A 24,059-nucleotide genomic window follows, 5' to 3' on the forward strand; every position below is an offset into this window, starting at 1 on the left:
CCGGTCAAGTCCCGGCGCGTCGCAATCTGTGTGCCATCTGGGACAGGTCCTCCTTGCCGGTACCGAAAATACCATCCAGCACGACAAGCAACTCGCGCACCGCGTCGGATTTGCAGGAGTAGTAAATCATCTGACGGTCGCGGCGGGTTTCCACGAGGTCAAGCGCCCGCAGCTTGGCCAGATGCTGCGAGAGCGCGGATTGGCTGAGCATCACCTTGTCGGCGATGGCACCGACCGACATTTCACCGTCGATCAGATAGCTCATAATCAAGAGCCGCTTTTCGTTGCCCATGAGCATCAAAAATTCGGCAGCAGATTCGGCGTTGGCGATTAGCTTTGTCGAGACCATGAATGCCCCATGCTGTTTGCTCATCGAGGCGCCATGGGGGCAATGGTGCCTGAATCCATAAATTCACTTGCGAAAGGCCACCGACGAGTCAGTGCCACCTATGAGGGTAGAACATTTCTTTCAAATCTCAAGTGTTGCTTTTGATCAAATGCAATTAAGTTTCATTATTTGCCTGTCCGGCCGCCCGGCCGCCCCTGGCCATTTCGACCAGAACGGGCCGCAATTCCTGCGATGCTACCAGGGGTTGTGGGAAGAATACCCGGCAAACATTGTCTCCCGACACCAGATCCATGCCATCGGCGTCCAAACCGGCGATGCCCCAGCCCTCGGCAGATGCCCCTGCGTAATGATGCGCGTAAATGGCGATCGCATCCAGATGGTCCGCGTTCATGTGCTCGATGGCGGGTTGTTCGCTTGCCGCAAGTTCTTCGACGATGGGCCCGACGGTGACGAGATCGGAGCGATCGAGCAGATAGGCCTTGCCGAAACCGCCATTGAGGCTGGCGCGCTGCGGCTCGAGGCGAAAGATCGAGAAGTCACCGAGCCCGGCATAGAGGCGGGCCTTGGGATTGCGGTTGAGATAGCGGCGCTCGGCGCGGGCGTGCGCGTCAGAGCCACGCTCGAGCCGCGACGCCTGGCAGATCAGCGTCAGGCGCGGATGCGCCAGCGGGTCGCCCTTGCCGGGCTCGCCGAGCAGCAGGGAACAGCGTGGATCGGCAAGCATGGCGGGCGTGTGCGCCGAGAGCATCGAGACCAGGATCAGCGGCGCGCCGTCGATATCGGTGGCGACGCCGACCCGGCTCGCCAGCGGCGACCCGGTCTGCGGTTCCAGCACCGCCAAGGCGCCGAAGCGGGCGCTGCGCAGAAGCGTCTTCGCCAAGCGGATCGCCTCGGCGTCGGTCTGGCGGATCACGTCCTTCTTTCGATCGGCCAAGGGTCTCGTCCTGCTAAGTTGATTTTCCTATTCCACTTATCAGACGATGATGCCGGTCCTTGCAAGCGTTCTATGCAAGTCGGCCAAAACCGCATCGCACTTCTGGACTTATACTACTTCGGCGCCATGCGGATGGCGCCATCGAGGCGGATGGTTTCGCCGTTCAGCATCTGGTTTTCGATGATGTGCAGGGCAAGTGCGGCATATTCGGACGGTTCGCCGAGGCGGGACGGGAAGGGCACGGCGGCGCCGAGCGAATCCTGCACCTCCTGCGGCATGCCGGCCATCATCGGTGTCTTGAAGATGCCGGGTGCGATGGTGCAGACGCGGATGCCGGAACGGGCAAGGTCGCGCGCCACCGGCAGGGTCATGCCGACCACCCCGCCCTTCGAAGCGGAATAGGCGGCCTGGCCGATCTGGCCGTCATAGGCGGCGACCGAAGCGGTGTTGACGATGACGCCACGTTCGCCGCCCTGCAGCGGCTCGAGCCTGGCGGCGCGGTCGGCGACCAGGCGGATCATGTTGAAGGTGCCGATCAGATTGACCTCGATCACCCTGCGGTATTGATCGAGCGGATGCGGCCCGTCCTTGCCGATCGTCTTCACGCCAATGGCGATGCCGGCGCAATTGACCAGGAGGCGCGGCTCGCCAAGCTTGCTCGCCGTCTCGGCGACGGCGGCGGCGGCGCTGTCGGCGCTGCTGACGTCGCATTGGACGGCAATGCCGCCGATTTCGGCCGTGACCTTGGCGGCGCGGTCGATGCCGACATCGAAGATGGCGACACGGGCACCCTTGGCGGCAAGCGCGCGCGCCGTCGCCTCGCCAAGCCCGGAGCCGCCGCCGGTGACGATCGCGATCTGGCCGTTCGGGTTCATGGCGTCATCCTCTCCCGGAGCAATTCATTATTTCACGAAAGCGCCGAACCGTTTCACATCTTTCTGGAATTGCTCCAAGAAAACAGGGATGGATCAGGCCTGGATCGACGGCCAAGGTCAAGCCATCGCCTAGACGTGCTCGGCGACCCTGGCCTGGCTGGCATGACCGACCTCGCCGGTGAGCCTGGCGACCGCGCCCGGCGTGATCTCGTGCGACAAAAGGCGGTCGAGATCGACAGGGCGCGGCATCGAAATCTGGCCGCGCGGGATACGCTTGAAGCCGAGCGGCCCGTAATAGGGCTCGTCGCCGACCAGTATGACGGCGGGTGCGCCGGCCTTTGCAGCCGCTTCGAGCGCGATCGCCACCAGCCGGCGGCCGATGCCGAGATTCTTGAAGGCCGGTCGCACCGCGAGCGGCCCGAGCATCAGCGCGCGGCCGGCACCGACGGCGATGCGGGTCATGCGCACCGAGGCGACGACGAGATCGCCATCGATCGCCACAAAGGACAAAGCGCGCTCGTGGCCGCCGGCTTCGCGGATCTTGTAGGCGGCCAGCACGAAGCGGCCGGGCCCGAAGGCCTCGTCATTGATGGCTTCGATTTCGGGGTCGTGCGCCGGAGTTTCCGGCAGGTATTTCACGTCGGCAAGGCTCATGGTCTTTGCGTTCCGGTAGAGGAGGAAAGGTTGCTGCAAACGGCAGCGTTCGCCAGTCAGCGCTTCATCAAGCGCGGGCGCCCTTTCGTCGTCGGTCAAACCGGATCAAAGCAAAGTCGAACATGCGGAGTGTCCGCTAGCATCAATTTTCGGCCGCCGCAATTGGGCTGATGTGTTCGCCATCTCCGTCAAGTGACGGTCTGTTCAGCGCCTGACGTCTTCGGCGGGGCAAACTTGTGCCTAGATAACGCGAAAGGACGCACGGAGATTCGCATGGGATTGCTGGTCGAGGGCAGGTGGCAGGATCGCTGGTACGACACGGCTGACAATGGCGGCAGGTTCGTGCGAACGCAGTCGCAATGGCGTGACTGGATCACCGTCGACGGGGCGCCGGCCGAAGGCCGGAGGCGCGGCTTCAAGGCCGAGCCGGGGCGCTATCATCTCTATGTCTCGCTCGCTTGCCCGTGGGCGCATCGGACGCTGATTTTTCGCGCGCTGAAGAGGCTCGAAGGCATCATCTCCGTCTCGGTCGTGCATCATTTCATGGGCGCCAACGGCTGGACATTCCTGGCCGAGGACGGCGCCACGGGTGACACGCTCTACGGTCTCGATTTCCTGCACCAGATCTATGCCAAGGCCGATCCCGCCTATTCCGGCCGGGTGACCGTGCCGGTGCTTTGGGACAAGAAGGAGCAGACCATCGTCTCCAACGAGTCTTCAGAGATCATCCGCATGCTCAATTCGGCGTTCGACGCATGGGGCGATGCAAGCCTCGACTTCTATCCCGAGGACCTGCGCAATGAGATCGACCGCGTCAACGCGCTGGTCTATCCTGCGGTCAACAACGGCGTCTACCGCGCCGGCTTCGCCACCACGCAGCGTGCTTATGAGGAGGCGTTCGGCGAATTGTTCGAGGCGCTGGATAGGTTGGAGGAGCGGCTGTCAAAGCAGCGCTATCTCGTCGGCGACCGCATCACCGAGGCCGACTGGCGGCTGTTCACCACGCTGGTGCGCTTCGATCCGGTCTATGTCGGCCATTTCAAATGCAATCTGCGGCGCATCGCCGACTATCCGAACCTGTCGAACTATTTGCGCGATCTCTATCAGGTGCCTGGTGTCGCCGCGACCGTGAACCTGCGTCACATCAAGGCGCACTACTACGGCAGCCACGAAACGATCAATCCGACACGAATCGTGCCGGTGGGGCCGGAGCTTGACTATGGCGCGCCGCATGACCGGGCAAGGTTCGCGCTCTGAGATCTGCAATCCCCGCGGCGGGCATGGTCGCTATCGGAACGTTTCCGTGTTGATGCGAGCCTGTCTGGCAAGCTCCGCTTTCAGGAAACTTTTGCCTATGCGGGTGGAGTGGCCCAAGGCGTTGATACCGAAAACCACAAGTCCGGCAAACAGCAGGATGAGAACCCAGACGAGGGCAGGCATGGCAAGGCAAGCTTACCAATAGGGCGATGCGGGTTCCTCCCCAAAAACTTCGGCGATCCGTCGCAGCGTCGCCGGCGTCGTTCCCTCCGGCAAACCATCGAGCGGGAAGAAGCCGGCCTCGGCGATCTCGTGGTCCGGCAGCTTCGGCAGCGTCTGACTGAAATGCTCGATGACGTAAAAGCCGACATGGTCGCGGCGGCTGGAGCGGCAGTTGAAATGCATCGACTTCAGCACCGCCGGCGCGTTCAGCGCGATGTTGCCTTCCTCGGCGAGTTCGCGCACCAGCGCCTCGGCCAGCGTTTCTCCGACCTCCACGCCGCCGCCGGGAAGCTGCCAGCCGGGCACATAGGTATGGCGAATCAGGAAAACGGAATTCGTCGCGGTATCATGGACGAGGCCGCGCACGCCGAGCGTCATGGGCCGCCGCAGCACGAAATAGAGATGGAACAGCCTGGCCCGCAAACCCGGCCAGCCGGTCTGGCGGAAGATGTCGTCCGGATTTGCCATCAGGTGCGAAACCGGTCAGAAAACCTTGAGTGGAAAGCGCGGCGCTGGTCGCCTATGAGGGATGGATGTTCAGGCTCGCGCATATTTCCGATGTCCATCTGGGGCCGCTCCCCGATGTATCCTATCGCGATCTCGCCTCCAAGCGCGTGCTCGGCTACGTCAACTGGCAACGCAATCGCCGGCGCCACATGCATGACGCCGTCATCGACGCCATCACCGCCGACATCAAGGCGCAGAACCCCGACCACCTCGCCGTCACCGGCGACCTCGTCAATCTGGCGCTCGACGGCGAGATCGAGATGGCCAAGCACTGGCTGGAGACGCTGGGATCGCCGAACGACGTTTCCGTGGTTCCCGGAAACCACGACGCCTATGTGCCCGGCGCCTTCGACAAGATCTGCCGCGCATGGGCAGCCTGGATGAGCGGCGACGGCGTCAACACGCCGGTCGACCGCAATGCGTTCCCGTATCTGCGCGTGCGCGGCAGTGTCGCGCTGATCGGCGTCTCGACGGCGCGCGCCACGGCGCCCTTCATGGCCAACGGCTTCTTCATGGAAGCGCAGGCGGAGCGGCTCGGCAAGATCCTGCGCGATGCGGCCGGGCAAGGCCTGTTTCGCGCGATCATGATCCACCATCCGCCGGTGCGCGGCGCCGTCTCGCAGCACAAGCGGCTGTTCGGCATCGCCCGCTTCCACAAGGTCATTCGCAAGAACGGTGCGGAACTTGTCCTGCACGGTCATTCGCATCTGCCGTCGTTGTTCCAGATCGGGCTGCGCGGCACCAAGGTTCCAGTGGTCGGGGTCGCCGCCGCCGGCCAGGCGCCGGGTAGCAAGCATCCGGCCGCACAGTACAATCTGTTCGATATCGATGGCGAAAAGGGCAATTGGCGCATCCGGCTGACGCGGCGCGGCCTGACCGGGCCGGCGATACCGCCTGCCGACCTGCAGACCTTGGAACTGGGTGTGGAGGCCAGCGCTTCTATGGCCGCAGGCTGAACACCATCGCCACGAGGCGGTCCCAGAACAGGGCGACCGACACCGCCAGGCCGACCAGCGCGCCGGCGGCGACCAGGCCAAGGCCTGACAGGAAGGCCGACCAGCCCTTGCCGCGTTGCGGCGACCGCAGCGGCGGCTCGGCCTCCGCCACCTCGGCGCGCCTCATGCCGGCGACGGCCGGCTCGACCCCGCCCTCCATCATCCTCTGGCGCTCGACGATGCGCTCGGCGACATAGCGGGTCACCGAATCGGCAACCGGCTTCATCTCGGTCGATTCAGCAAGCACCACACGGCCGATGCGGGTGTCCTTGAGGAAGCGGTAGGTGCGGCGGTCGCGCCCCATCGCGACATGGCTGACGGCATCGATCCACAGACGCGGCTGCAGCCCTGACGAAACGACGAAGTCGAAATTGTCCATGTCGGCGGGCACATCGGCAAAGACGGGTGCGAGTTCGGCGGCCAGGAGATCGAGGCGCATGCGATGCGCCTCGCGCATGTCGACGACGACATCGTCGCGGTCGGCGAAGGCGTTCTTCACATCACGGATGGCATCGGACAGTTTTCTTGACGGATCGATCTTTTCGCCTGCGTCCTTCATCGGCGTCTGCCTCGCGGGTTTGGTTAACACGGGGTTAACACAGACGCCGGCAAAATGCACTGGCGAGATGAGACGGACCGACGCACTGTGGGATGTTGCGCTGAAGAGCGTCGTTGCGCGCTTCAGATCTTTGTTTCATGCCTGTCGTGTTCCCAAACCGAGGTCATTTTTGGGCGACATGCGTTAAGCAATTCAACTGGCCGCGGCGGCGAGTTTGGGGCGGATGGGTCTGGCCCGACGGTTCATATTGCGCCGGATGACGCTGGCGATCAGATCGGGCGCCTCCTCGATCAGCATATGGCCGGCCTCCAGCACGTGATGCACATGAAAGCGCGCCGGCAGGTCGTCGGCCTGGGTGAAGGGCAGCACCGCGTCATCACTGCCCCATACCACCATCACCGGCATGGTCAGCCTGTCCAGTTGCTCACGCGGGATGACGCCTTGCCGGTCGGCCCTGGTCATGGCGGCGGCGATCTCGACGAGTTTTTCCGATTGTCCGGGCCGCTGGCGCATTTCGCGGAGCGTATCGGCGGTGTGATCAAAAGGCGGCGCCCGTGGACCCGACATGGCGGCAAGGCAGGCGCGGATCTCGGATGGGCTCTGTGCAGCGGCATAGCGGCGCAACAGCGGCCCGTTGATCTCCGGGCCGAAGCCGCCAGGCGCCAGAAGCGTCAGCGAGGCCACCCTCTGCGGCTCGGCCAGAGCCATCAAGGTCGCCACCGCCCCGCCCATCGAATGGCCAACGAGATGGATGCGTTTGGCCCTGCGGGCCGCAAGGTCGGCAAGAACGGCCCTTGCCGCCACCTTTGCAGGCCCGGCATCGGGAAAGTCGAGCGACAGGCCATGTCCCGGCAGGTCATAAGCAAGCGTGCGCGCGGAAGGCGCGAGCGAGACGATCACGTCGCGCCAGACGTCCGCGCAACCGCCGAACCCGTGCAGCAACACGATGGTCTTGGACCCGGCACCCTTTTCGGCAGCGTGGAGCGATGAGATCATGATGGCCGTGGGTATCAAATTGCGGGAACGCTTGAAATGCGACTGGATTGCTCTTTGTCCAGAGCGATGGCCAGTAAAACTTTCGCGATTTCACGAGCGCTGGCATGTCATCCAAGGTTGGTCGGGCAAACGCCGGCAATCAGCCCGATCGGCGCTTTGTTCTCCGTGTCCAAACGGGGTCAGCTGGCGTTGCCGAGCCCGGCGGCGCGCAAGGCGCCGATCAGCCGCTCGGTCAGGTCGGCCGGATATTTTCGGTCGATGAAGGTCGCGCGCGGATTGGCGGCGAATTTCGGGAATTTGGCGGTGAGTTCATCGAGCAGCTTGCGTGCCAGGCCGTCCTGACCGGAAATCCTGGCGCCGATCAGCCGCGCGGCAAGATAGTGCGATTTTGTCGCGGTGGTTCTCAGGGCGGAGCTGGCGATCGCGGCCTTGTTCGTGTCGCCGAGCATCAATTCGCCGGCGAAAAGCCCGAAATCCCACCATGTCGGATGGCCGCTGGAGGCATCCACCGCATGAGCCAGAAGGGGTGTTCCTTCGGCGTAACGGCCGGCGAAAACCAACCCATAACCATAGGCGGCCGCCATGGCGACGTCATAGGGGTTGAGGTCATAGGCCTTGCGCATCCAGCGCAGTGCTTCGTCGGCATTGCCGAGACGCGAATTGATGTAGCCGTAGGAACGATGCGCATAGGGACTGGTCGGGTCTATCTGCACGGCGCGATGGGCGAATGTCATCGCCTTCTCGATCGTCGCGTCCGGTGGATAGGTGTAGTGGTCGTTCACGGCCTCGAGGTGCAACGAGGCGAGCTCGGAATAGACAAGCGACGATCTTGCGCCGTTCTCGGCAAGGGTTTCGAGGCAGCGATAGGCAGCCTCGTGGGTTCTGGCGTTCTGGTCGAGATAGTATTTGTCATTGAGCAGCAGGCACTGCGTCAGGCCGTTCTGAATGCCGCTCTGCTCGATGTAGTTGTAGATCGTGCCGGACGCGGGCAGCGCCGAACTCAGGATGCCGGCGATACGGTCCTCGACGGCCGATGGCGCGCTGTCGGCGGCGGTCAGGTTGCGCGACAAAAGCACACGTCCGGTCGCCACGCTTTGCAATTCGATGGTGATCTCGCCAGCGCCCGGTCCAGGCAGGACATCGAACATAAAGCTCGTTGCGCCGGCGATCGGATCGGTCTTGTCGACAGTGTCGCGACCGATGAAGTCGATCGTGTCGAAGCCGCTCAGGCCGGCGCGCAGCGACGCGGCGACGCGGGTGGCGTCCGCGCCGCTGGCCTTGACGGCGATGTAGACGAGCGGCAGGGCCTCGCCGACCGGGGACGGCGCGATGCTGCTGGTCAGGCCGGCGCTATCGGACGTCGCCGGCAGATCGCCGCCGGCGAGCATTGCGCCGCCGCCCTGGCGCAGGATCAGGACGCCGAGCATGGCGATGACCACGGCGATCGCGATCCAGAAGAAGCGGAGGTGGCGCGCCACCGAAGGCACGGGTGCTGCCGCCGGCGCCAGCAATGCGGCGGGTGCAACGGCCTCCTCGGCTGCACTGGGGTGCTCGGCTGGAGCCGCCGCCGGCGTCTGCTCGGCGGGTTTGGCCGCCTCCGGCAGACGGATGGCGTTGAGCTCATAGGCCGGGACGTAGCCGCCGCGTGGGATGGCGATGCGGACGGGCTCGGCAATGCCTTCATTGGCGAAATACTGTTGCAGCAATTCGCGCAGCCGGCCTGCCTGCACCCGCACCACGGCATCGGTCGACGGATCGAAATCGCCGTCCTTGCCGAAGACATCCATGGCGATGGAAAAGCCCTTGAGCCTATCGGCTTCGCCGGCCTGCTCGCGTTCGACGAGATAGCGGATCAGTTTGCGCGCGCGCTCGGACCGTCCGAACGTTTCGCTGGCAAGCAGTCGCTCCAGTGTCTCGCGCACTGCGGGGGCGGCAGGCGTGGCATGCTGCAAGTGTCGATCCTCTCGAAGTCGGCACAGGTTGAGGCGCGATCATATAGGGCTCGCACCGCCACACAAGTATACACCCCTTATGCGATCGCGTACCTCACCGGATAATTTTCCGGTGGTTAATAACGCGGCCTATGCCGGCTACAGGATTGGTGTGCCGCCGGTGTCAGCCGTTTGAGGGCCAAGGCCGAAAAAACGGCTGACGCGAGAGTGGTTGTGATCTCTCGCGCCAATCGTCGGTAGACGCTACCGCGGCTTGCGGCCGACGATGCGGTTGGCGGCCGACGTCACCGCTTCCAGCGAGGCGGCGACGATGTTGGTGTTGATGCCGGCGCCGAACAGCTTGCCGCCGGGATATTCCATTTCGACATAGGAAATAGCGGATGCATTGGAGCCACGCTGCATCGAGTGTTCGGAATAATCGAGCACCGACATTTCGACGCCGACATGGCGTGACAGTGCATCGACGAAGCCGTCGATCGGGCCTGTGCCGGTGCCGGTAATGGTCACTTCCTTGCCCTTGTCGAGGATCACTGCCTCGACCACGCGCCGGCCCTTGACCACCGTATCGGGATAGGTGTGGTGGTCGAGGAATTTCAGGCGCGCGCCCGGCTGGTCGACATAGGTTTCGAGGAAGCGCTCATGGATGCGCTTGGCCGGCACTTCCTTGCCCTCGGCATCGGTGATCGCCTGGATCGCCTGGCTGAATTCGATCTGCAGGTTGCGCGGCAGATTGAGGCCGTAATCGGCCTGCAGCACATAGGCGATGCCGCCCTTGCCGGACTGCGAGTTGATGCGGATGATCGCCTCGTAGCTGCGGCCGACATCGGCCGGGTCGATCGGCAGATAGGGCACTTCCCACAGGCCGGTGTTGGCCTTTTTCAGCGCCTTCATGCCCTTGTTGATGGCGTCCTGGTGCGAGCCGGAAAAGGCGGTGTAGACCAGCTCGCCGACATAGGGGTGACGCTCGGGGATCTTCAACTGGTTCGAGTATTCGTAGACGTCCTTCATACGGTTGATGTCGGAGCAGTCGATGCCCGGATCGACGCCTTGCGTGTACATGTTGAGCGCCAGCGTGACGATGTCGACATTGCCGGTGCGCTCGCCATTGCCGAACAGCGTGCCTTCGACACGGTCGGCGCCCGCCATCAAGCCGAGCTCGGTGGTGGCGATGCCGGTGCCGCGGTCATTGTGCGGATGCAGCGAGATGATCAGGTTCTCGCGGTTGTCCAGATTGCGGCACATCCACTCGATGCGGTCGGCATAGATGTTGGGCGTCGACATCTCGACCGTCGACGGCAGGTTGATGATCAGCTTGTTGGCGGGCGTCGGCCTGACGATCTCGGTGACGGCGTTGCAGATCTCCAGCGCGACTTCGAGCTCGGTGCCGGTAAAGCTTTCCGGCGAGTACTCGAAGCGATAGCCGCCGCCGGCCTTGGCCGCCATGTCGGTGATCATCTTGGCCGCATCGGTGGCGATGCGCTTGATGCCGCCGACATCCTTTTCGAAGACGACGCGGCGCTGCAATTCGCTGGTCGAATTGTAGAAATGCACGATCGGGTTGGTGGCGCCCTTCAGCGCCTCGAAGGTGCGCGTGATCAGCTCGGGCCGGCACTGCACCAGCACCTGCAGCGACACATCGGCGGGGACGTTGCCTTCCTCGATGCACCAGCGGGCAAAGTCGAAATCGGTCTGCGAGGCCGAGGGGAAGCCGATCTCGATCTCCTTGAAGCCCATGTCGAGCAGCAGGCCGAACATGCGCGCCTTGCGCTCATGGCCCATCGGATCGATCAGCGCCTGGTTGCCGTCGCGCAGGTCGACCGAGCACCAGATCGGCGCCTTGTCGATGACCTTCGAAGGCCAGGTCCGGTCGGTGAGGCCAACGGTCGGATAGGGTTGATATTTGCGGGCCGCGTCGGACATGCCGCGGGCTGGTCCCACATGCTCGCCGGCGACCGCGGCATCAGGGCGGATTTGTTCTCGTGCGTTCATCGTCTTGTTCTCCCGGCGGCCCTCGGATCCGTCTCGGACGGATGGCTGGCGAGTGGCGCCTCTACCAGATTTTCGTTCGCTTGATGTGACTGCCAATTTTGAGACTGGCTAAGGAGCATGCGCTTGCGCGGCGGTTCGACCGCCGGGCGCTCCTTCAGCGAACCCGGCGATCGCCGATAAGGCCGAGAAGAAGCAGGGTCGAGGCAAGCGCGCGCACGGTCTCGCCGGCAAAGCCGGTCTGACGGGAAGCGATGGTGGCGCGTGTGTTCATGCCGATTCTCATACAGGAGCGCCCCCGCAGAGGCAAGCGGGGGCTGAATCCGTTGAACATTATCCCAAATGCGGGTGCTCTTCCCCAGGCGCCGCAAATGCGCCAGACTTGAGCGCCGGCGGGCTGCGGTGCGTCGCCGCCATGAGGGGGTTGTCGATGCATTTCGTGTTCTTCTCGCCGCATTTTCCGAGCAACGGCGCCGATTTCTGCGACCGGCTGAAGAAGGCCGGCGCCACCGTGCTCGGCATTGGCGATGCGCCCTATGACGTGCTGGACGGCAGGCTGAAGGCAGCGCTTTCGGAATATTACCGCGTCGCAGACATGGAGGATTACGATCCGGTGTTCCGGGCGATGGGGCATTTCGTCCACAAATGGGGCCGCATCGACCGGTTTGAATCGCTCAACGAGCACTGGCTGGAGCTGGAAGCCAACATCCGCACCGACTTCAACATCTACGGCACCAAGCTCGATTTCGTGAAGAACCTGAAGCGCAAGAGCCGCATGCGCGCCTTCTTCCGCAAGAGCGGCGTCGAGATCATCGCGCAGCGCAAATGCTCCGACCGCGCCGGCGCCATGACCTTCATCCGCCGCGTCGGCTATCCCGTGGTGGTGAAGCCCGACAGCGGCTCGGGCGCCTCGAATACCTTCAAGATCTCCAACACAGGGGAGCTCGACCAGTTCTTCCGGGACAAGCCCGAGGACGTGACCTTCGTCATGGAGCAGTTCATCGAGGGGCTGGTGGTGACCTATGACGGGCTGGTCAACCGCGACGGCGAGGTGGTGCTGGCGGCCAGCCACCGCTACGACCAGAGCGTCATGGAGGTGGTCAACAAGGACCGCCATATGAGCTACACCTGCTTTCCCCATATCAGGCCAGCGGTCGAGCAGGCCGGCCGCAAGATCCTGAAGGCGTTCGACGTGCGCGAGCGCTTCTTCCACATCGAGCTGTTCGAGACCAGGGACGACCGGATCATCGCGCTGGAGGTCAACATGCGGCCGCCCGGCGCCTGGATGACCGACGCCATCAACTACACGTTCGACATCGACGTCTACGCGGCATGGGCCGACATGGTGGTCAAGGATGCCGCCGGCGGGCCCTATAAGGGCAAGTATTTCACCGCCTATGCCAGTCGCAAGCGGCACCTCCACTATTTGCACAGCCATGAGGACGTGCTAGCGGCGCACCGCGACAAGATCGTCCACCATCAGGCCATCGAAGAGGTTTTCAGCCGCGCCATGGGAAATTACGCCTATCAGATGCGCTCGAAGGATCAGGCGGAACTGCGCGAGGCGGTCGCCTATATCCACGCGGAAAAGGCCTGAGGCGATGGACATCTCCTATCACAAGCATTTCTCCGGCAAGCTCGGCCGCGACATGGAATACAAGCGCTACGGGCATGCCGGCCGGCCCGTGGTGGTGTTCCCGACCTCGCAGGGGCGGTTCTACCAGTTCGAGGATTCCGGTGGCGTCGGCGCGCTTGGCGAGTTCATCGACACCGGCCGTATCCAGCTGTTCACGGTCGACGGCATCGATTCGGAATCCTTCTTCGACAAGCATGCCGACGCCGCGCATCGCATCGGCCGCCACGAAGCCTATTTCCGCTATGTGCGCGAGGAGGCGCTGCCGGAAATCCTGTCCACCGCATCGGCCGCCAATGGCGGGCGCAAGCTGAAGCCCTTGTTTTCAGGCTGCTCGATGGGCGGCTACCATTCGTCGAACTTCGTCTTCCGCTTTCCGGAACTGGCCAGCGGCGTCATTTCGCTGTCGGGGGTCTATTCGGCCCGCGATTTCTTCGGCAAGGCGCTGGAGGGCGATATCTTCTACAACTCGCCGCTCGATTACCTGCCCGGCATCGTTGATCCGAAGCTTTTGGCCCGGCTGAAGGCGCTGCGGCTGATTTTCTGCTGCGGGCAGGGCGCCTGGGAAGAACGCATGCTGGTCGAGACGCGCCAGCTGGAACAGATCCTGCGCGACAAATCCATTCCCGCCTGGGTCGACTATTGGGGCGGCGACGTCAGCCATGACTGGCCGTGGTGGCACAGGCAACTGGCTTATTTCTTCGGCCGCTGGCTGGATGATGATCTGATGCACAGGCTGGACTAAGGTGCATTGATATTCAGCTGCGGATGGCTGACGTCTACCCTTCCTGGCATGCCTGTAGCGGGACGGCTTTGTGCTCCGCCGCCGATCCGCGGCGCAGGCCGAGGAAGACGACAAGGGCGGTGACGATGGTGATCGCCGCCAGCACGATCAGCAGCCTGTCGAACGCCGTCTCATAGGCCTGGACCAGGAAGGCGGCGTTGGCTGTCGGCAGATGCTGCGCCGTTTCACCGACATTGCCGGTGACCAGCAGCTGCGCGGCGATGGCCGCGTCCCTGGAAGACGCACCCTGAGCGGCGAGCTGTGCCGCGGTGAGGCCCGACAGGGTCGCCATGACGATCGCCACCGCCACGCCCTCGCAAGCAACACGCGTGGTGTTGAAGATGCCGACCGCCATGCCGGCGCGCTCCCTAGGCACGACGCTGACGGCAAGTCCATCCATCAGCCCCCAGGGCAAGGCGATGCCGATGCCGATCAGCGCCAGCGGCGCCGCCAGTGCGAGGGCGACCGTCGGCGTCAGGCTCAGCCAGACGAGGCCGGCGGCGGCGATGAGCAGGCCCGCGCCGCAGATCGTGGCCGGGGCGACCCAGCGCGCCAGCTGGCCGGCAAGCAAGGGCAGGATCAGCAGCGGCCCCGACAGGCAGATCATCAACTGCCCGGCCTGGATCTCGCCCATCCCCTCGATGCCGATGAAGCGGATCGGCAAGAGCACGAGCAGGACGACGAAGCCATAGGCGGGCGCCGCCGCCAGGAACTGGACGCCGACGAAGCGGGGAAAGCGAAACAGCGTGAGGTCGAGCATCGGCCTGCGCACGCGCCGCTCGACGATAACGAATGCGGCGAAGAACAGGGCGGCCGCCGCAATCAGGGCAATGACGATGGGGTCGGCCCAACCGCTCTGCGGCGCCTGCAGGACGCCATAGGTCAGCAAAACCAGGGCGATCGTGAAAGTGCCGGCTCCCGCCCAGTCGAGGCCGGTCGCATCCGGGTCGCGCGATTCCCGGATGGTGCGCAGGCCCAGCAGTGCCGAGGCGATCGCCAGCACTGCCACCAGAACAAAGATCGACCGCCAGCCGAATGCGGAGATGATCAGGCCGGAGGCGATCGGACCGAAGGCCAGCCCGATGCCGAAACTGGTGCCGAGGAAGGAGAAGGCGCGGAGCCGCAGCGGCCCTTCGAATTCCTGCGCAAGTGCGGAGGCGCCGCCGGCGAAGGCCAGGGCGCTGCCGATGCCTTGCGCTGCCCTGAAGATGTCGAACCAGACGATGCCGGGCGCCAGCATCGCGCCGAGCGACGCCAGGACATAGAGGCAGAGGCCAGCGAGGAAGATGCGCTTGCGGCCGTGGTTGTCGGCCAGCGCTCCAGCCGCCATCAGGCTGGCGCCGAAGGTCAGCATGAAGGCGTTCGTCACCCAGTTGAGCGCGATCGGGCTGCCGCCGAGATCGGCCGCGATGCGGGAGAGCGCGACGGCCGGGCCGGTGAAGGTCAAGGGCATGGTCATCGCGGCAAGGCATACCGACAAGAGCACGAGCCATCGCTCGGCCGGGCCGGTTGTGGTCTTCGAGGTCATGGATTTTCCTATCTGAAGCAGCATCCGCCGGCATGCGCGTGGGGCGCGCCGCCGGTCGCAACGACAAGATAGGTCGACGGCCTTTCCGGAAAAATGGTGTTATATCTCCTGATATACTGGACTGAAACGCTCGAATGGAAGACTATGATGGATCGTCTCAGCGGCCTCCTGGCCTTCGCCCGCACCGCCGAGTTCGGCAGTTTCATCGCCGCCGGCCGGGCGCTTGGCATCTCGGCCTCCGCCGTCGGCAAAAGCGTCGCAAGGCTCGAACAGGAACTCGGCGTGCGGCTCCTGCAGCGCAGCACGCGGCGCGTCGGCCTGACGGAAGAGGGCAGGCTGTTCAACGAGCGGGTGCGGCGCATTCTCGACGACATCGACGATGCCGAGGCGATGCTGTCGCGGACACGGGAGACGCCGCATGGGCGGCTGCGCGTCTCGACGCCGATCGTCACCTACCATCTGCTTTTGCCGGTGCTGTCGGAGTTCATGGCCCGCTATCCCGAGATCGAACTCGACATCGATTTCAACGACCGCATCGTCGACGTCATCGAGGAAGGCATCGACGTCGCGATCCGCAGCGGCGAACTGCCCGATTCACGATTGGTGTCGAGACCCGTCGCACCCTTTCGCATGCTTTTGTGCGCGGCGCCCGCCTATCTCGACCGCCACGGCACGCCCGGGGAGCCGGAGGATCTCGTCCGGCATTTCGGCATCAACTTCCGCTTTCTCAACAGCGGCAGGCTGTTGGAGTGGCCATTCATCACCGGAAGCGCCGAACCGCAGATACGCTCGAAGCTGACCTGCAACAACATGGAGGCTTTGAAGGGTGCCACGATCGCCGGGCTCGGCATCGCCTGCATGCCCGATTTCCTGGTCCGCGAGGCGCTGCTGGACGGAAGGCTGCGCACCGTGCTGGACGATCATATCGACGGTCGTGGTCAGTTCCGGATGCTGTGGCCCTCCAATCGCCATCTGTCGCCCAAGGTGCGCGTCTTCGTCGATTTCCTTCCCGAGCGGCTTGCGGCGGCGCGATAGGTGGCCGGCGGTGAAGAGTGGCCTGTCAGTCCCTGATGCTTCTGGCAACCAGCCGAGCGACGCTCGGGCCGACGAGCAGCACGATCAGGAAGCGCGCCGATTGCAGCGCCATGACGAAGGAGATGTCGACGTGCTGCGCCGCGGCGGCGATGATGGCCACGCTGTCCATGCCGCCGGGGCTGGTCGCCAGATAGGCGGTGAGCGGATCGATGCCCAGGAGATGGCTGATCAGGAAGGCGAGCCCGCCGCAAAAGGCGATCAGCGCCACGATCGAGGCGATGATCTGCGGCAGAGCACGTGTCGCATGGCGCAGGATCGGCCTGGTGAAGTTCAGCCCGATCGACCAGCCGACCATGGCGTAGCTGATTGCCAGCAGCCAGGGCGGCAGCTGCATCTCGACATCAAGGCCGAGATGGACGACGGCGCCGAAGATGAAGGTGCCGAGGAAGAAGGGCGAAGGCAGCCGGCACAGCTTTCCCGCCAAACCGCCGACCAGCGCGATGCCTGACGTGGCGGCGAGGGCTTGGACATCGATCGGCGGAAACCAGATGATCGGCGGGATTTCGATTCCCGATGTGTCGACCCACATTTTGGCGACGATTGCCGCCGTCATCGAAACGAAGATGACGCGCAGATACTGCATGAAGGCGACAAGGCGCTGGTCGGCGCCAAAAGCGCCGGCCATCAGCACCATGGCGGTAGCTGCACCCGGCGAGGAGCCCCAGACGGCGGTGGTGCCGGGCAGGATGCGCCAGCGGCTGATCAGCCAGCCAAGCAGGCTGGAGGCCGCGACTGTCGCAATCACGACGCCCAGGAACAGCGGCCACTCGGTATAAAAGACGGGAAAGATGTCGGCCGAGATCGACGCGGCGACGAGACAGCCGACAATGGCCTGGGCGGAGCCGAACAGCAGGCGCGGCACCCGCACCGTGGCGCCATTGGTGCCGGCGGTGATGGCTGCCAACATCGGCCCGATCAGCAACGCCGCCGGCAGGGCGGCGAGTTCGAGCGCGCCGGCAAAAAGGGCCGAGATGGTGAGCAGGACCATCCATTGCCAGGGCTTGCCCATCCGCGCCATGCGCTCGATGGCCGGCTGGTCGGGAGGCTGCGCCGAGGAATCCATGTTTCGGTCTTAGACGCGAAGCACGGCGATGCGAACCCCGCCGTGCTGAAAAAGCTGCCCGAAGGCTTCAGCCTTTCTTGCCGTCAGGCAACCCGAAGCCGCCGACGGGGTTGGTCTCCACCTGGAACTCGAAGCCGGCGATGAAGGGTCGCGCCTTGGCTATTGCCGCCTGGACTTCCGGAAGCTGCAGCGAGGCCTTGTGACTTGCCTGGTCGGTCCACACTTCGGTCACCCAGATCGCGTCGGCGTCGGCCGGGTCGGTGGCGACGATATAGCTCAGGCAGCCCGGCAGGGCGCCGGTGCTGGCGCGCAGCACGTCCATGACCGCGTCGCGCTGGCCGCGCGCCGCCCGCATCTTGCCGATCAGTCCGTACATTCAGCTGTCTCCCCTTCAAAATCTTCGACAAGAGTACGCGGACCGTCAGTATGCAGATAGCCGGTCACGGCATCAACTGGCCGCCATTCACCTCGATCACCTGGCCGGTGATGTAGCCGCTCAGCAGGTCCGACGAGAGGAACAGATAGGCGCCGACGCAGTCTTCCGCGGTGCCGGCGCGGCCCTGCGGAATGGTGGCGACCATGCCCTTGATCTGCTCCTCGGTCGAATAGCGCTCGTGGAAGGGTGTCAGGATCGTGCCGGGCGCCACGGCGTTGACGCGGATGCCGAAGCCGATCAGCTCCTTGGCCATGCCGCGCGTCACATTGGAAACGAAGGCCTTGGCCGAGCCGTAGAGGCCGGCGCCGCCTCCGGCACCATTGCGCGCGGCAATGGACGAGGTGTTGACGATGAAGCCGCCCTGCCTCTTCAGCCACGGTATCGCCCTGCGCGAAGCGGTCAGCACAGAACGCGCATTGAGGTCCATAACAGCATCGTAATGCGCTTCGGTCTGTTCGGCATAGGGCACGCGGCCGAGCATGCCGCCGGCATTGTTGACCAGCCCGTCGAGGCGGCCGAAATGCTGGGCGCTGTCCTCGACGACGCGTTCGACGTCGGCGGGGACGGAAAAATCGCCCTGGACAAGGAACACCTCGCCGCCGCTGTCGGCAATGGTCTTGGCGAGTTTCTCGGCGGCCTCGCGGCTCGAATTGTAATGCAGCGCCACCCTGGATTTCTGCGCGGCGTAGGCCAGCGCGAGTGCCGCGCCGATGCCGGTCGAGGCGCCGGTGACCAGCACCGCCTTGCCGGCGAGATCGGGAATGCTGAGCGTGTTGGTGGCTGGCACGGTTGTTCCTCCGGGATGTCTGCCGCCCTTCGTAGGCCTTTGGCACCCCGGTGTTCAAGCCTCAGGGGCGCAGATAGGCATAGCCCTGGCTTTGCAGTTCCGCGAGCTTGACGACGCCGCCCTTGTCGGCGGCATGAAAGCCGTCGAGCAGGTCGGCGAGCGAAATATCCATGCCCCGCATGGTGTTGCCGCAGGCTTGCGGCTCGAGGCCCTGCTGCACCAGGCCGGCGAAGCGGCCGGAGATAGCGGCCGATATGCCCTTCGACTTGAAGCTCGCCAGGGCCGGGCCATGCACGACCAGCACGATGTCGACATTGCCGCCGGTGCCCTCATAGTGGTTCTTGATGTTGCCGAGCACGAAGTTGACCTTGTCCATATCGCTCAGATGATAGGCGACCTTCAGCCGTGGCGTTTCCGTGGCCGCCGCCTGCGCGGCCCGCAGGCCGAGAAGCGTTGCGGTCCCGGCAAGAACCGCGCTGAACATGTCGCGTCGGCGCATGGCATCCTCCTCAGATCTTACCGCGATTTGCGTGGCTGCGGCCGCAATACTAGCATAAATTGACGCTGCGTCTGTCGATGCGAGGAGAGGTCACATGACGTTCAGGGCAGGGGAATGGAAGACAGTCGCGGGCGCCGGATTTGGGGTCGTGCTGCTTGGCTTGCTGACGGGCACGGCCGTCGCCGCCGACGCGCTCAAGCTCAGGGAGCTCAGCCCGAACGGGGCGGACGTTTGTTTCGGCCGGGCCTATGACGGGGCCCATCTCAAGGCGCATCCGAAGCAGAAGGTGGCACGGATCTTCTTCTACTATGGCCATGACCCGGTCAGCCAGCCGAACGAAGAGCCAGCGGCAAATGCCGACACGTCCTACAATGGCTTTCTCACCACGACGGTGCGTGGCGCCAAGGCGCCGCAATGGGCCGGCGGCTGGTGCAACCATGAATCCGAGGACGGCACATCAGGGCCGATCCGTTGCGGCATGGACTGCGACCGCACCATGGCCTCGCTGAAGGTCGATGACCAAGGCCGCCTGATTGTCACCGATGTCTCGGCCGACCTCTATCTCGATGCCGGATCGGAAGAGGAACTCGGCAAGGCCGAATATGACAGGCAGGCGCTGGGCTCGGAGGACGACAATTTCCACCTCGACCCGATGCCGGCCGCGACCTGCAAGGCCGAGTTCGCGCGCATCGACCCGATCGATCCGGCGCTCGGCCCGCCGCTGCGCGAGCGGCTGAAGCCTGACCAGGTCTTCTGCTACGGCCGCGACTATGACGCGGCGCATCTGGCTTCGCATCCCGAGCAACTGACGCAGTCGATCCGCGTTTTCCGCGGGCCGGTGGAACTGGCGTCCTTCGCTTCGGGCGGCGACATCGCCAACTGGCCTGACAGCGCCGACATCGCCGTCTCGGTCACGACGCGGCTGAAGTCCGGCAAGGTCACGCAGACCTATTCCTGCCAGGGCGAGGCCGATCAGTGGCGCTGCGCGGCAAGCTCGAAGATGAGCGATTTCTCCTGCGACATCGCGCAGAAGGAAATCTTCCTCAAGCGCGGCGCCAACGGCACGATGATGCTGGCCAACCCCAACAGCAGCCTGGCGATCGTCGATCTCTGCTCGAAGGCAGCGGACGGCAAGACGAAGTCGGACGACAAGGTCTATCGGCTGGAGCCAATGCCGCAATCGGCCTGCGCGCCTTGATCGTCACTGGAGAGGCGAATGGATAAGGCAAAGGTCTTTTGATGCGGGCGCTCGCAAGCAGTACGCATGCCGAAGAAATACCGTTTCGAAACTGGCGAGGTTGCAATCCGTCGCGAAGGCCGAGCGGTCGTTCTCGAACCGCTTGCACAGGATTGGGACTGGCTCGTCCGTCCGACTGGACCGCTTGACGATGATTTTGTCGAGGCGGTCTTAGAGGGCCGATAACGCCGAATTGTCGACGCAGAAGTTTTCGAGGTAGGCCTGTCGCTTCGTTATCCTCGAGTCTCCGCGACGGAGCTTCGTTCCTTCTCCGCCCGTGGATGACGAAGTCGAGACGCTTTGGCCAATTCCAAGGTCGTGACCGAGGATTGCCTCACGCAAACGGCACCGCCGTCGTGCCCTTCGGCAGCTTGGCCTCGTCGTCGGGCTCGACATGGATGGTGACGCGCACCGAGGGGATTTCGGCTTTCAGCGCGTCTTCGATCCGGTCGCAGATGACGTGGCTGGCGCCGACCGACATGTCGGCGTCGACGACCAGATGGAACTCGATGAAAGTGGCGCGGCCGGCGATGCGGGTTTTCAGGTCATGCACCTCCAGCGCGCCCTTGCAATTGGCCGAGATGACGTCGCGGATGCGCATGTTTTCCTGCGTGTCGACGGCACGGTCCATCAGGCCATTCATCGACGAGCCGATCACATGCCAGCCCTGCCACAGGATGTTGAGCGCGACGATGACGGCGAGCGCCGGATCGAGGATCTGCCAGCCGGTCAGGATTGCCCCGACCAGGCCGCCGAAGACGCCCACCGAGGTGACGACGTCGGTCATGATGTGATTGCCGTCGGCGACCAGCGCCGGCGACTTTTCGGCCCGGCCGGCGCGGATCAGCGTCCAGGCCCAGAAGGCGTTGATCAGCGTGGCGATACCGTTGACGGCAAGGCCGTTCCAGGGCCGTTCCAGGGGCGCCGGCGCTTGCCAGGAGCGCCAGACCTCGTTGAGGATCAAAAGCGCGGCGACGACGATCAGCACGCCTTCGAGCACCGCCGAGAAATATTCCGCCTTGTGATGGCCGAACGGGTGATCCTGGTCGGCCGGCTTGTAACTGACCTGGATCGCCCAGAAGGCGGCGGCCGAGGCAATGACGTTGACGATCGATTCCAGAGCGTCCGAATAAAGCGCGACCGAGCCGGTAATGTACCAGGCGGCCAGCTTCAGCGCGAGCACGACAAAGGCGACCACGATCGACCAGAAGGCAAGGTTGGCGACCTTGCGCTTCGCGGCCTCCCTGGCTGCGATCGCCATCGTGTTCTCGGCTTCGGCCATCGAGGTCAGGCTGCCTTTTCCTTCGCCTTGCGCGGCAAATGAGCGACGATGTTCTCGATGATGCGCATGCCGGCATTGTGGCCGAGCGTCATGATCGATTCCGGATGGAACTGCACGGCGGCAATCGGCTCCTTACGGTGCTCGAAGGCCATGATGATGCCGTCCTCCGTCTCTGCCGTGACAATGAAATCATCGGGCAGGCGCACCGGATCGGCGAAGATGGAGTGGTAGCGGCCGACGGTGACTTCCTTGGGCAGGCCGGAGAAGATGATGCCGGGCTTGGAGACGCGGATGCGCGAGGGCTTGCCGTGCATGGGAATGTGCAGCTGGCGCAGTTCCCCGCCATAGGCTTCGGCCAGCGCCTGCAGGCCCAGGCAGACGCCGAAGATCGGCAGGTCGCGGGCGCGCGCTCGTCTGATAGTCGCGGCGCAATCGAAATCCTTCGGCGTGCCCGGTCCGGGCGAAAGCACGACGAGGTCCGGCTTCAGCCGCTCGAAGACTTCTTCCGGCACCGGCGTGCGCACGGTCGAGACATTGGCGCCGGTCTGGCGGAAGTAGTTGGCCAGCGTGTGGACGAAAGAGTCCTCGTGGTCGACGAGCAGGATGTTGACGCCGTCGCCGACGCGCGCGGTGGTGCGCTCGGTGCTGGCGGAATTGCCCATCTTGGCGTCGCGGATGGCGGAGAGCATGGCGGATGCCTTCAGTTCGGTTTCGGCTTCTTCTTCCTCGGGAATGCTGTCGAAGAGCAATGTCGCGCCGGCGCGCACCTCGGCGATGCCGTCCTTGATGCGGATGGTGCGCAAGGTGAGGCCGGTGTTCATGTCGCCGTTGAAATTGACCATGCCGATCGCCCCGCCATACCAGGCGCGCGGGCTCTTCTCGTTCTGCTCGATGAAGCGCATGGCCCACAGTTTCGGCGCGCCGGTGACGGTGACCGCCCAGGCATGCGACAGGAAGGCGTCGAAGGCGTCCATGCCTTCGCGCAGGCGGCCCTCTATGTGGTCGACGGTGTGGATCAGGCGCGAATACATCTCGATCTGGCGGCGGCCGATGACGCGCACCGAACCCGGCTCGCAGACCCGCGACTTGTCGTTGCGGTCGACGTCCGAGCACATTGTGAGCTCGGACTCGTCCTTCTTCGAATTGAGCAGTTTCAGGATCTGCTCGCTATCCGAGATCGCATCGTCGCCGCGCTTGATGGTGCCGGAGATCGGGCAGGTTTCGACGCGGCGGCCGTTGACGCGCACGAACATTTCGGGCGAGGCGCCGATCAGATATTCGTTTTCGCCCAGATTGATGAAGAAGGAATAGGGCGAGGGGTTGATCGATTTCAGCTTGCGCGAAATCTCGGAGGGCTGGGTCTCGCAGCGCTCGTAGAACATCTGGCCGGGCACGACCTCGAACAGGTCGCCGCGCTTGAACGAGTCCATGGCGCGCCGCACAAGGTTGGCATATTCGCCCGGCTCATGGTCGCCGCGCGGCGGGATGCGGTCGGCGGTTTTGAACGGCTCGGCGATTGCGTCGCGCGGCAGGCCTTCGGTCGAAAATCCCTCGCCTGAATAGTCGTAGCGATCGGTCCAGGCCTTGGCCGAATAGTGGTCGACGACCAGGATCTCATCGGGCAGGAACAGCACCAGGTCGCGCTGGCTCGGCTTGCGCTCGAGCTTGTAGTCGACCGGGTCGAACTGGAAGGCGAGGTCGTAACCGAAGGCGCCATAGAGGCCGAGATTGGCGTCTTCGTCGGTCTTGAACAAAGCGGTGATGGCGCGCAACACGGTAAAGACCGAAGGCACGCGGCTGCGCTCCTCCTCGGTGAAGACGCGGCCGGGTTTGGCGACGTCGAGGCGGATCAGCGTCTTCGTCGTCTCTGCGATGGTGATGTCGGCAAGGCCGCCCAGCGTCTTGCAGATGACCGGCAACAGCGCCTCGCCACGGTGGTTCAGCGCTTCGATGCGCATGGCGCGGCCGCGCGCGGAGATGACCAAAGGCGGATCGATGATGGCGGTGTCCCATCGCGTGTAGCGGCCGGGATATTCGTAGTTGGAGGAAAACACCGCGCCCCGGCGCGAATTCAAGCCATCGACATAGGCGTCGATCGCCCCCGCATAGGGCCGGTCGTGGCGCTCACGCGCAATGGTGATGCCACCCGCGGTCACGAAACTTTCAGCGCCGTTTTCCAGAACCTTCATCGTCATTGCCGTCTCCATCAGCTTTGTTGGGGCAACGGACCCGGGACTGGCTTTTAAAAAACAAATGGCCGCCCGGACTTTCCGTTGCGGCCACCCTCTCTTTTCACGCACGCGCGTTCGAACAGGCCGCCGTCAGCAGGCCCACCACCAAATGGTCTTGGTCGAACGCATGTTCATGGCGAAATCCATAGCGGTGAAAAACCCGATGCGCAACAGGTTTGAAAGGTCCGTCCGGTGGCC

The 24,059-nt window shown here is 64.1% G+C and carries 22 protein-coding genes; 6 read left to right on the plus strand and 16 right to left on the minus strand.

The window, feature by feature from the left end:
- Positions 1-4: 4 nt before the first annotated feature.
- The 4 genes from FJ546_RS08540 to FJ546_RS08555 all read right to left on the minus strand — a co-directional run bounded on the left by FJ546_RS08540 (position 5) and on the right by FJ546_RS08555 (position 2,812).
- Entirely contained in the window at positions 5-349 is a 345-nt protein-coding gene (locus tag FJ546_RS08540) for a metalloregulator ArsR/SmtB family transcription factor (protein WP_140889266.1), read from the minus strand.
- Positions 350-503: 154 nt separating this feature from the next.
- The gene (locus FJ546_RS08545) at positions 504-1,283 is read right to left on the minus strand and encodes a HugZ family protein (protein ID WP_140888938.1); all 780 of its coding nucleotides are present in this window, start codon (positions 1,281-1,283) and stop codon (positions 504-506) included.
- A 113-nt stretch (positions 1,284-1,396) separates the two neighbouring features.
- The gene (locus tag FJ546_RS08550; RefSeq protein ID WP_140888939.1) at positions 1,397-2,158 is read right to left on the minus strand and encodes a 3-hydroxyacyl-CoA dehydrogenase; all 762 of its coding nucleotides are present in this window, start codon (positions 2,156-2,158) and stop codon (positions 1,397-1,399) included.
- Between the two features lie 129 nt (positions 2,159-2,287).
- Positions 2,288-2,812: an N-acetyltransferase gene (locus FJ546_RS08555; protein WP_140888940.1), complete on the minus strand. Its 525-nt coding sequence runs from the start codon at positions 2,810-2,812 to the stop codon at positions 2,288-2,290.
- A 273-nt stretch (positions 2,813-3,085) separates the two neighbouring features.
- Between FJ546_RS08555 and FJ546_RS08560 the strand changes: the two genes are divergently transcribed.
- Complete coding sequence (locus FJ546_RS08560; protein WP_140888941.1) at positions 3,086-4,069, plus strand: glutathione S-transferase family protein; 984 nt, start codon at positions 3,086-3,088, stop codon at positions 4,067-4,069.
- Positions 4,070-4,264: 195 nt separating this feature from the next.
- On the opposite strand, the gene FJ546_RS08565 is transcribed toward FJ546_RS08560, so the two are convergent.
- Positions 4,265-4,759, minus strand: coding sequence for an NUDIX domain-containing protein (locus FJ546_RS08565; RefSeq protein ID WP_140888942.1), 495 nt, complete (start codon positions 4,757-4,759; stop codon positions 4,265-4,267).
- 65 nt (positions 4,760-4,824) lie between these two features.
- Between FJ546_RS08565 and FJ546_RS08570 the strand changes: the two genes are divergently transcribed.
- Positions 4,825-5,754 carry a metallophosphoesterase gene (locus FJ546_RS08570; RefSeq protein WP_140889267.1) on the plus strand — a complete coding sequence of 310 codons (930 nt, stop codon included), beginning with the start codon at positions 4,825-4,827 and terminating at the stop codon, positions 5,752-5,754.
- On the opposite strand, the gene FJ546_RS08575 is transcribed toward FJ546_RS08570, so the two are convergent.
- The 4 genes from FJ546_RS08575 to leuA all read right to left on the minus strand — a co-directional run bounded on the left by FJ546_RS08575 (position 5,738) and on the right by leuA (position 11,289).
- Complete coding sequence (locus FJ546_RS08575) at positions 5,738-6,352, minus strand: hypothetical protein (protein WP_069093013.1); 615 nt, start codon at positions 6,350-6,352, stop codon at positions 5,738-5,740. The genes FJ546_RS08570 and FJ546_RS08575 overlap by 17 nt on opposite strands.
- A gap of 192 nt (positions 6,353-6,544) precedes the next feature.
- On the minus strand, positions 6,545-7,348 hold the full coding sequence (locus tag FJ546_RS08580; RefSeq protein ID WP_140888943.1) for an alpha/beta fold hydrolase: 804 nt from the start codon (positions 7,346-7,348) through the stop codon (positions 6,545-6,547).
- A gap of 179 nt (positions 7,349-7,527) precedes the next feature.
- A complete protein-coding gene (locus FJ546_RS08585; RefSeq protein ID WP_140888944.1) occupies positions 7,528-9,300 on the minus strand; it encodes a hypothetical protein in 1,773 nt (590 codons plus the stop codon).
- A 243-nt stretch (positions 9,301-9,543) separates the two neighbouring features.
- Positions 9,544-11,289: a 2-isopropylmalate synthase gene (gene leuA, locus FJ546_RS08590; protein WP_140888945.1), complete on the minus strand. Its 1,746-nt coding sequence runs from the start codon at positions 11,287-11,289 to the stop codon at positions 9,544-9,546.
- A gap of 427 nt (positions 11,290-11,716) precedes the next feature.
- On the opposite strand from leuA, the gene FJ546_RS08600 reads away from it, so the two are divergent.
- Entirely contained in the window at positions 11,717-12,883 is a 1,167-nt protein-coding gene (locus FJ546_RS08600) for an ATP-grasp domain-containing protein (protein WP_140888946.1), read from the plus strand.
- 4 nt (positions 12,884-12,887) lie between these two features.
- Positions 12,888-13,664: an alpha/beta hydrolase-fold protein gene (locus FJ546_RS08605; RefSeq protein ID WP_140888947.1), complete on the plus strand. Its 777-nt coding sequence runs from the start codon at positions 12,888-12,890 to the stop codon at positions 13,662-13,664.
- 34 nt (positions 13,665-13,698) lie between these two features.
- Here the strand turns inward: FJ546_RS08605 and FJ546_RS08610 are convergent, their stop codons facing one another.
- Positions 13,699-15,231 (minus strand): MFS transporter, encoded by a 1,533-nt coding sequence (locus FJ546_RS08610; protein ID WP_140888948.1) that lies wholly within the window; start codon positions 15,229-15,231, stop codon positions 13,699-13,701.
- A gap of 147 nt (positions 15,232-15,378) precedes the next feature.
- Between FJ546_RS08610 and FJ546_RS08615 the strand changes: the two genes are divergently transcribed.
- Positions 15,379-16,266 (plus strand): LysR family transcriptional regulator, encoded by an 888-nt coding sequence (locus tag FJ546_RS08615; protein WP_140888949.1) that lies wholly within the window; start codon positions 15,379-15,381, stop codon positions 16,264-16,266.
- 25 nt (positions 16,267-16,291) lie between these two features.
- Here FJ546_RS08615 and FJ546_RS08620 read toward each other — a convergent pair whose 3' ends face one another.
- The 4 genes from FJ546_RS08620 to FJ546_RS08635 form a co-directional block, all read right to left on the minus strand.
- Positions 16,292-17,389, minus strand: coding sequence for an AbrB family transcriptional regulator (locus FJ546_RS08620; RefSeq protein WP_140888950.1), 1,098 nt, complete (start codon positions 17,387-17,389; stop codon positions 16,292-16,294).
- 67 nt (positions 17,390-17,456) lie between these two features.
- Positions 17,457-17,765: a putative quinol monooxygenase gene (locus tag FJ546_RS08625; protein ID WP_140888951.1), complete on the minus strand. Its 309-nt coding sequence runs from the start codon at positions 17,763-17,765 to the stop codon at positions 17,457-17,459.
- Between the two features lie 64 nt (positions 17,766-17,829).
- Entirely contained in the window at positions 17,830-18,612 is a 783-nt protein-coding gene (locus FJ546_RS08630) for an SDR family oxidoreductase (protein ID WP_140888952.1), read from the minus strand.
- A 61-nt stretch (positions 18,613-18,673) separates the two neighbouring features.
- Positions 18,674-19,111, minus strand: coding sequence for a DsrE family protein (locus tag FJ546_RS08635; RefSeq protein WP_140888953.1), 438 nt, complete (start codon positions 19,109-19,111; stop codon positions 18,674-18,676).
- A 94-nt stretch (positions 19,112-19,205) separates the two neighbouring features.
- Here FJ546_RS08635 and FJ546_RS08640 point away from each other — a divergent pair, with 94 nt between their 5' ends.
- Positions 19,206-20,309, plus strand: coding sequence for a hypothetical protein (locus FJ546_RS08640; protein WP_140888954.1), 1,104 nt, complete (start codon positions 19,206-19,208; stop codon positions 20,307-20,309).
- Between the two features lie 373 nt (positions 20,310-20,682).
- On the opposite strand, the gene FJ546_RS08650 is transcribed toward FJ546_RS08640, so the two are convergent.
- Positions 20,683-21,630 carry a cation diffusion facilitator family transporter gene (locus tag FJ546_RS08650; protein WP_140888955.1) on the minus strand — a complete coding sequence of 316 codons (948 nt, stop codon included), beginning with the start codon at positions 21,628-21,630 and terminating at the stop codon, positions 20,683-20,685.
- 5 nt (positions 21,631-21,635) lie between these two features.
- Entirely contained in the window at positions 21,636-23,825 is a 2,190-nt protein-coding gene (locus FJ546_RS08655) for an anthranilate synthase (protein WP_140888956.1), read from the minus strand.
- Positions 23,826-24,059 lie beyond the last annotated feature (234 nt).

This window comes from Mesorhizobium sp. B2-4-19 (assembly GCF_006441315.1).
Taxonomy (GTDB): Bacteria; Pseudomonadota; Alphaproteobacteria; order Rhizobiales; family Rhizobiaceae; genus Mesorhizobium.

Coding starts and splice junctions, on each gene's coding strand:
- FJ546_RS08605 (WP_140888947.1), top strand. CDS start 12,888: ATGGACATCTCCTATCACAAGCATTTCTCCGGCAAGCTCGGCCGCGAC.
- FJ546_RS08650 (WP_140888955.1), bottom strand. CDS start 21,630: ATGGCCGAAGCCGAGAACACGATGGCGATCGCAGCCAGGGAGGCCGCG.
- FJ546_RS08565 (WP_140888942.1), bottom strand. CDS start 4,759: ATGGCAAATCCGGACGACATCTTCCGCCAGACCGGCTGGCCGGGTTTG.
- FJ546_RS08575 (WP_069093013.1), bottom strand. CDS start 6,352: ATGAAGGACGCAGGCGAAAAGATCGATCCGTCAAGAAAACTGTCCGAT.
- FJ546_RS08560 (WP_140888941.1), top strand. CDS start 3,086: ATGGGATTGCTGGTCGAGGGCAGGTGGCAGGATCGCTGGTACGACACG.
- FJ546_RS08540 (WP_140889266.1), bottom strand. CDS start 349: ATGGTCTCGACAAAGCTAATCGCCAACGCCGAATCTGCTGCCGAATTT.
- FJ546_RS08640 (WP_140888954.1), top strand. CDS start 19,206: ATGACGTTCAGGGCAGGGGAATGGAAGACAGTCGCGGGCGCCGGATTT.
- FJ546_RS08600 (WP_140888946.1), top strand. CDS start 11,717: ATGCATTTCGTGTTCTTCTCGCCGCATTTTCCGAGCAACGGCGCCGAT.
- leuA (WP_140888945.1), bottom strand. CDS start 11,289: ATGAACGCACGAGAACAAATCCGCCCTGATGCCGCGGTCGCCGGCGAG.
- FJ546_RS08615 (WP_140888949.1), top strand. CDS start 15,379: ATGGATCGTCTCAGCGGCCTCCTGGCCTTCGCCCGCACCGCCGAGTTC.
- FJ546_RS08625 (WP_140888951.1), bottom strand. CDS start 17,765: ATGTACGGACTGATCGGCAAGATGCGGGCGGCGCGCGGCCAGCGCGAC.
- FJ546_RS08635 (WP_140888953.1), bottom strand. CDS start 19,111: ATGCGCCGACGCGACATGTTCAGCGCGGTTCTTGCCGGGACCGCAACG.
- FJ546_RS08550 (WP_140888939.1), bottom strand. CDS start 2,158: ATGAACCCGAACGGCCAGATCGCGATCGTCACCGGCGGCGGCTCCGGG.
- FJ546_RS08570 (WP_140889267.1), top strand. CDS start 4,825: ATGTTCAGGCTCGCGCATATTTCCGATGTCCATCTGGGGCCGCTCCCC.
- FJ546_RS08610 (WP_140888948.1), bottom strand. CDS start 15,231: ATGACCTCGAAGACCACAACCGGCCCGGCCGAGCGATGGCTCGTGCTC.
- FJ546_RS08620 (WP_140888950.1), bottom strand. CDS start 17,389: ATGGATTCCTCGGCGCAGCCTCCCGACCAGCCGGCCATCGAGCGCATG.
- FJ546_RS08555 (WP_140888940.1), bottom strand. CDS start 2,812: ATGAGCCTTGCCGACGTGAAATACCTGCCGGAAACTCCGGCGCACGAC.
- FJ546_RS08580 (WP_140888943.1), bottom strand. CDS start 7,348: ATGATCTCATCGCTCCACGCTGCCGAAAAGGGTGCCGGGTCCAAGACC.
- FJ546_RS08655 (WP_140888956.1), bottom strand. CDS start 23,825: ATGACGATGAAGGTTCTGGAAAACGGCGCTGAAAGTTTCGTGACCGCG.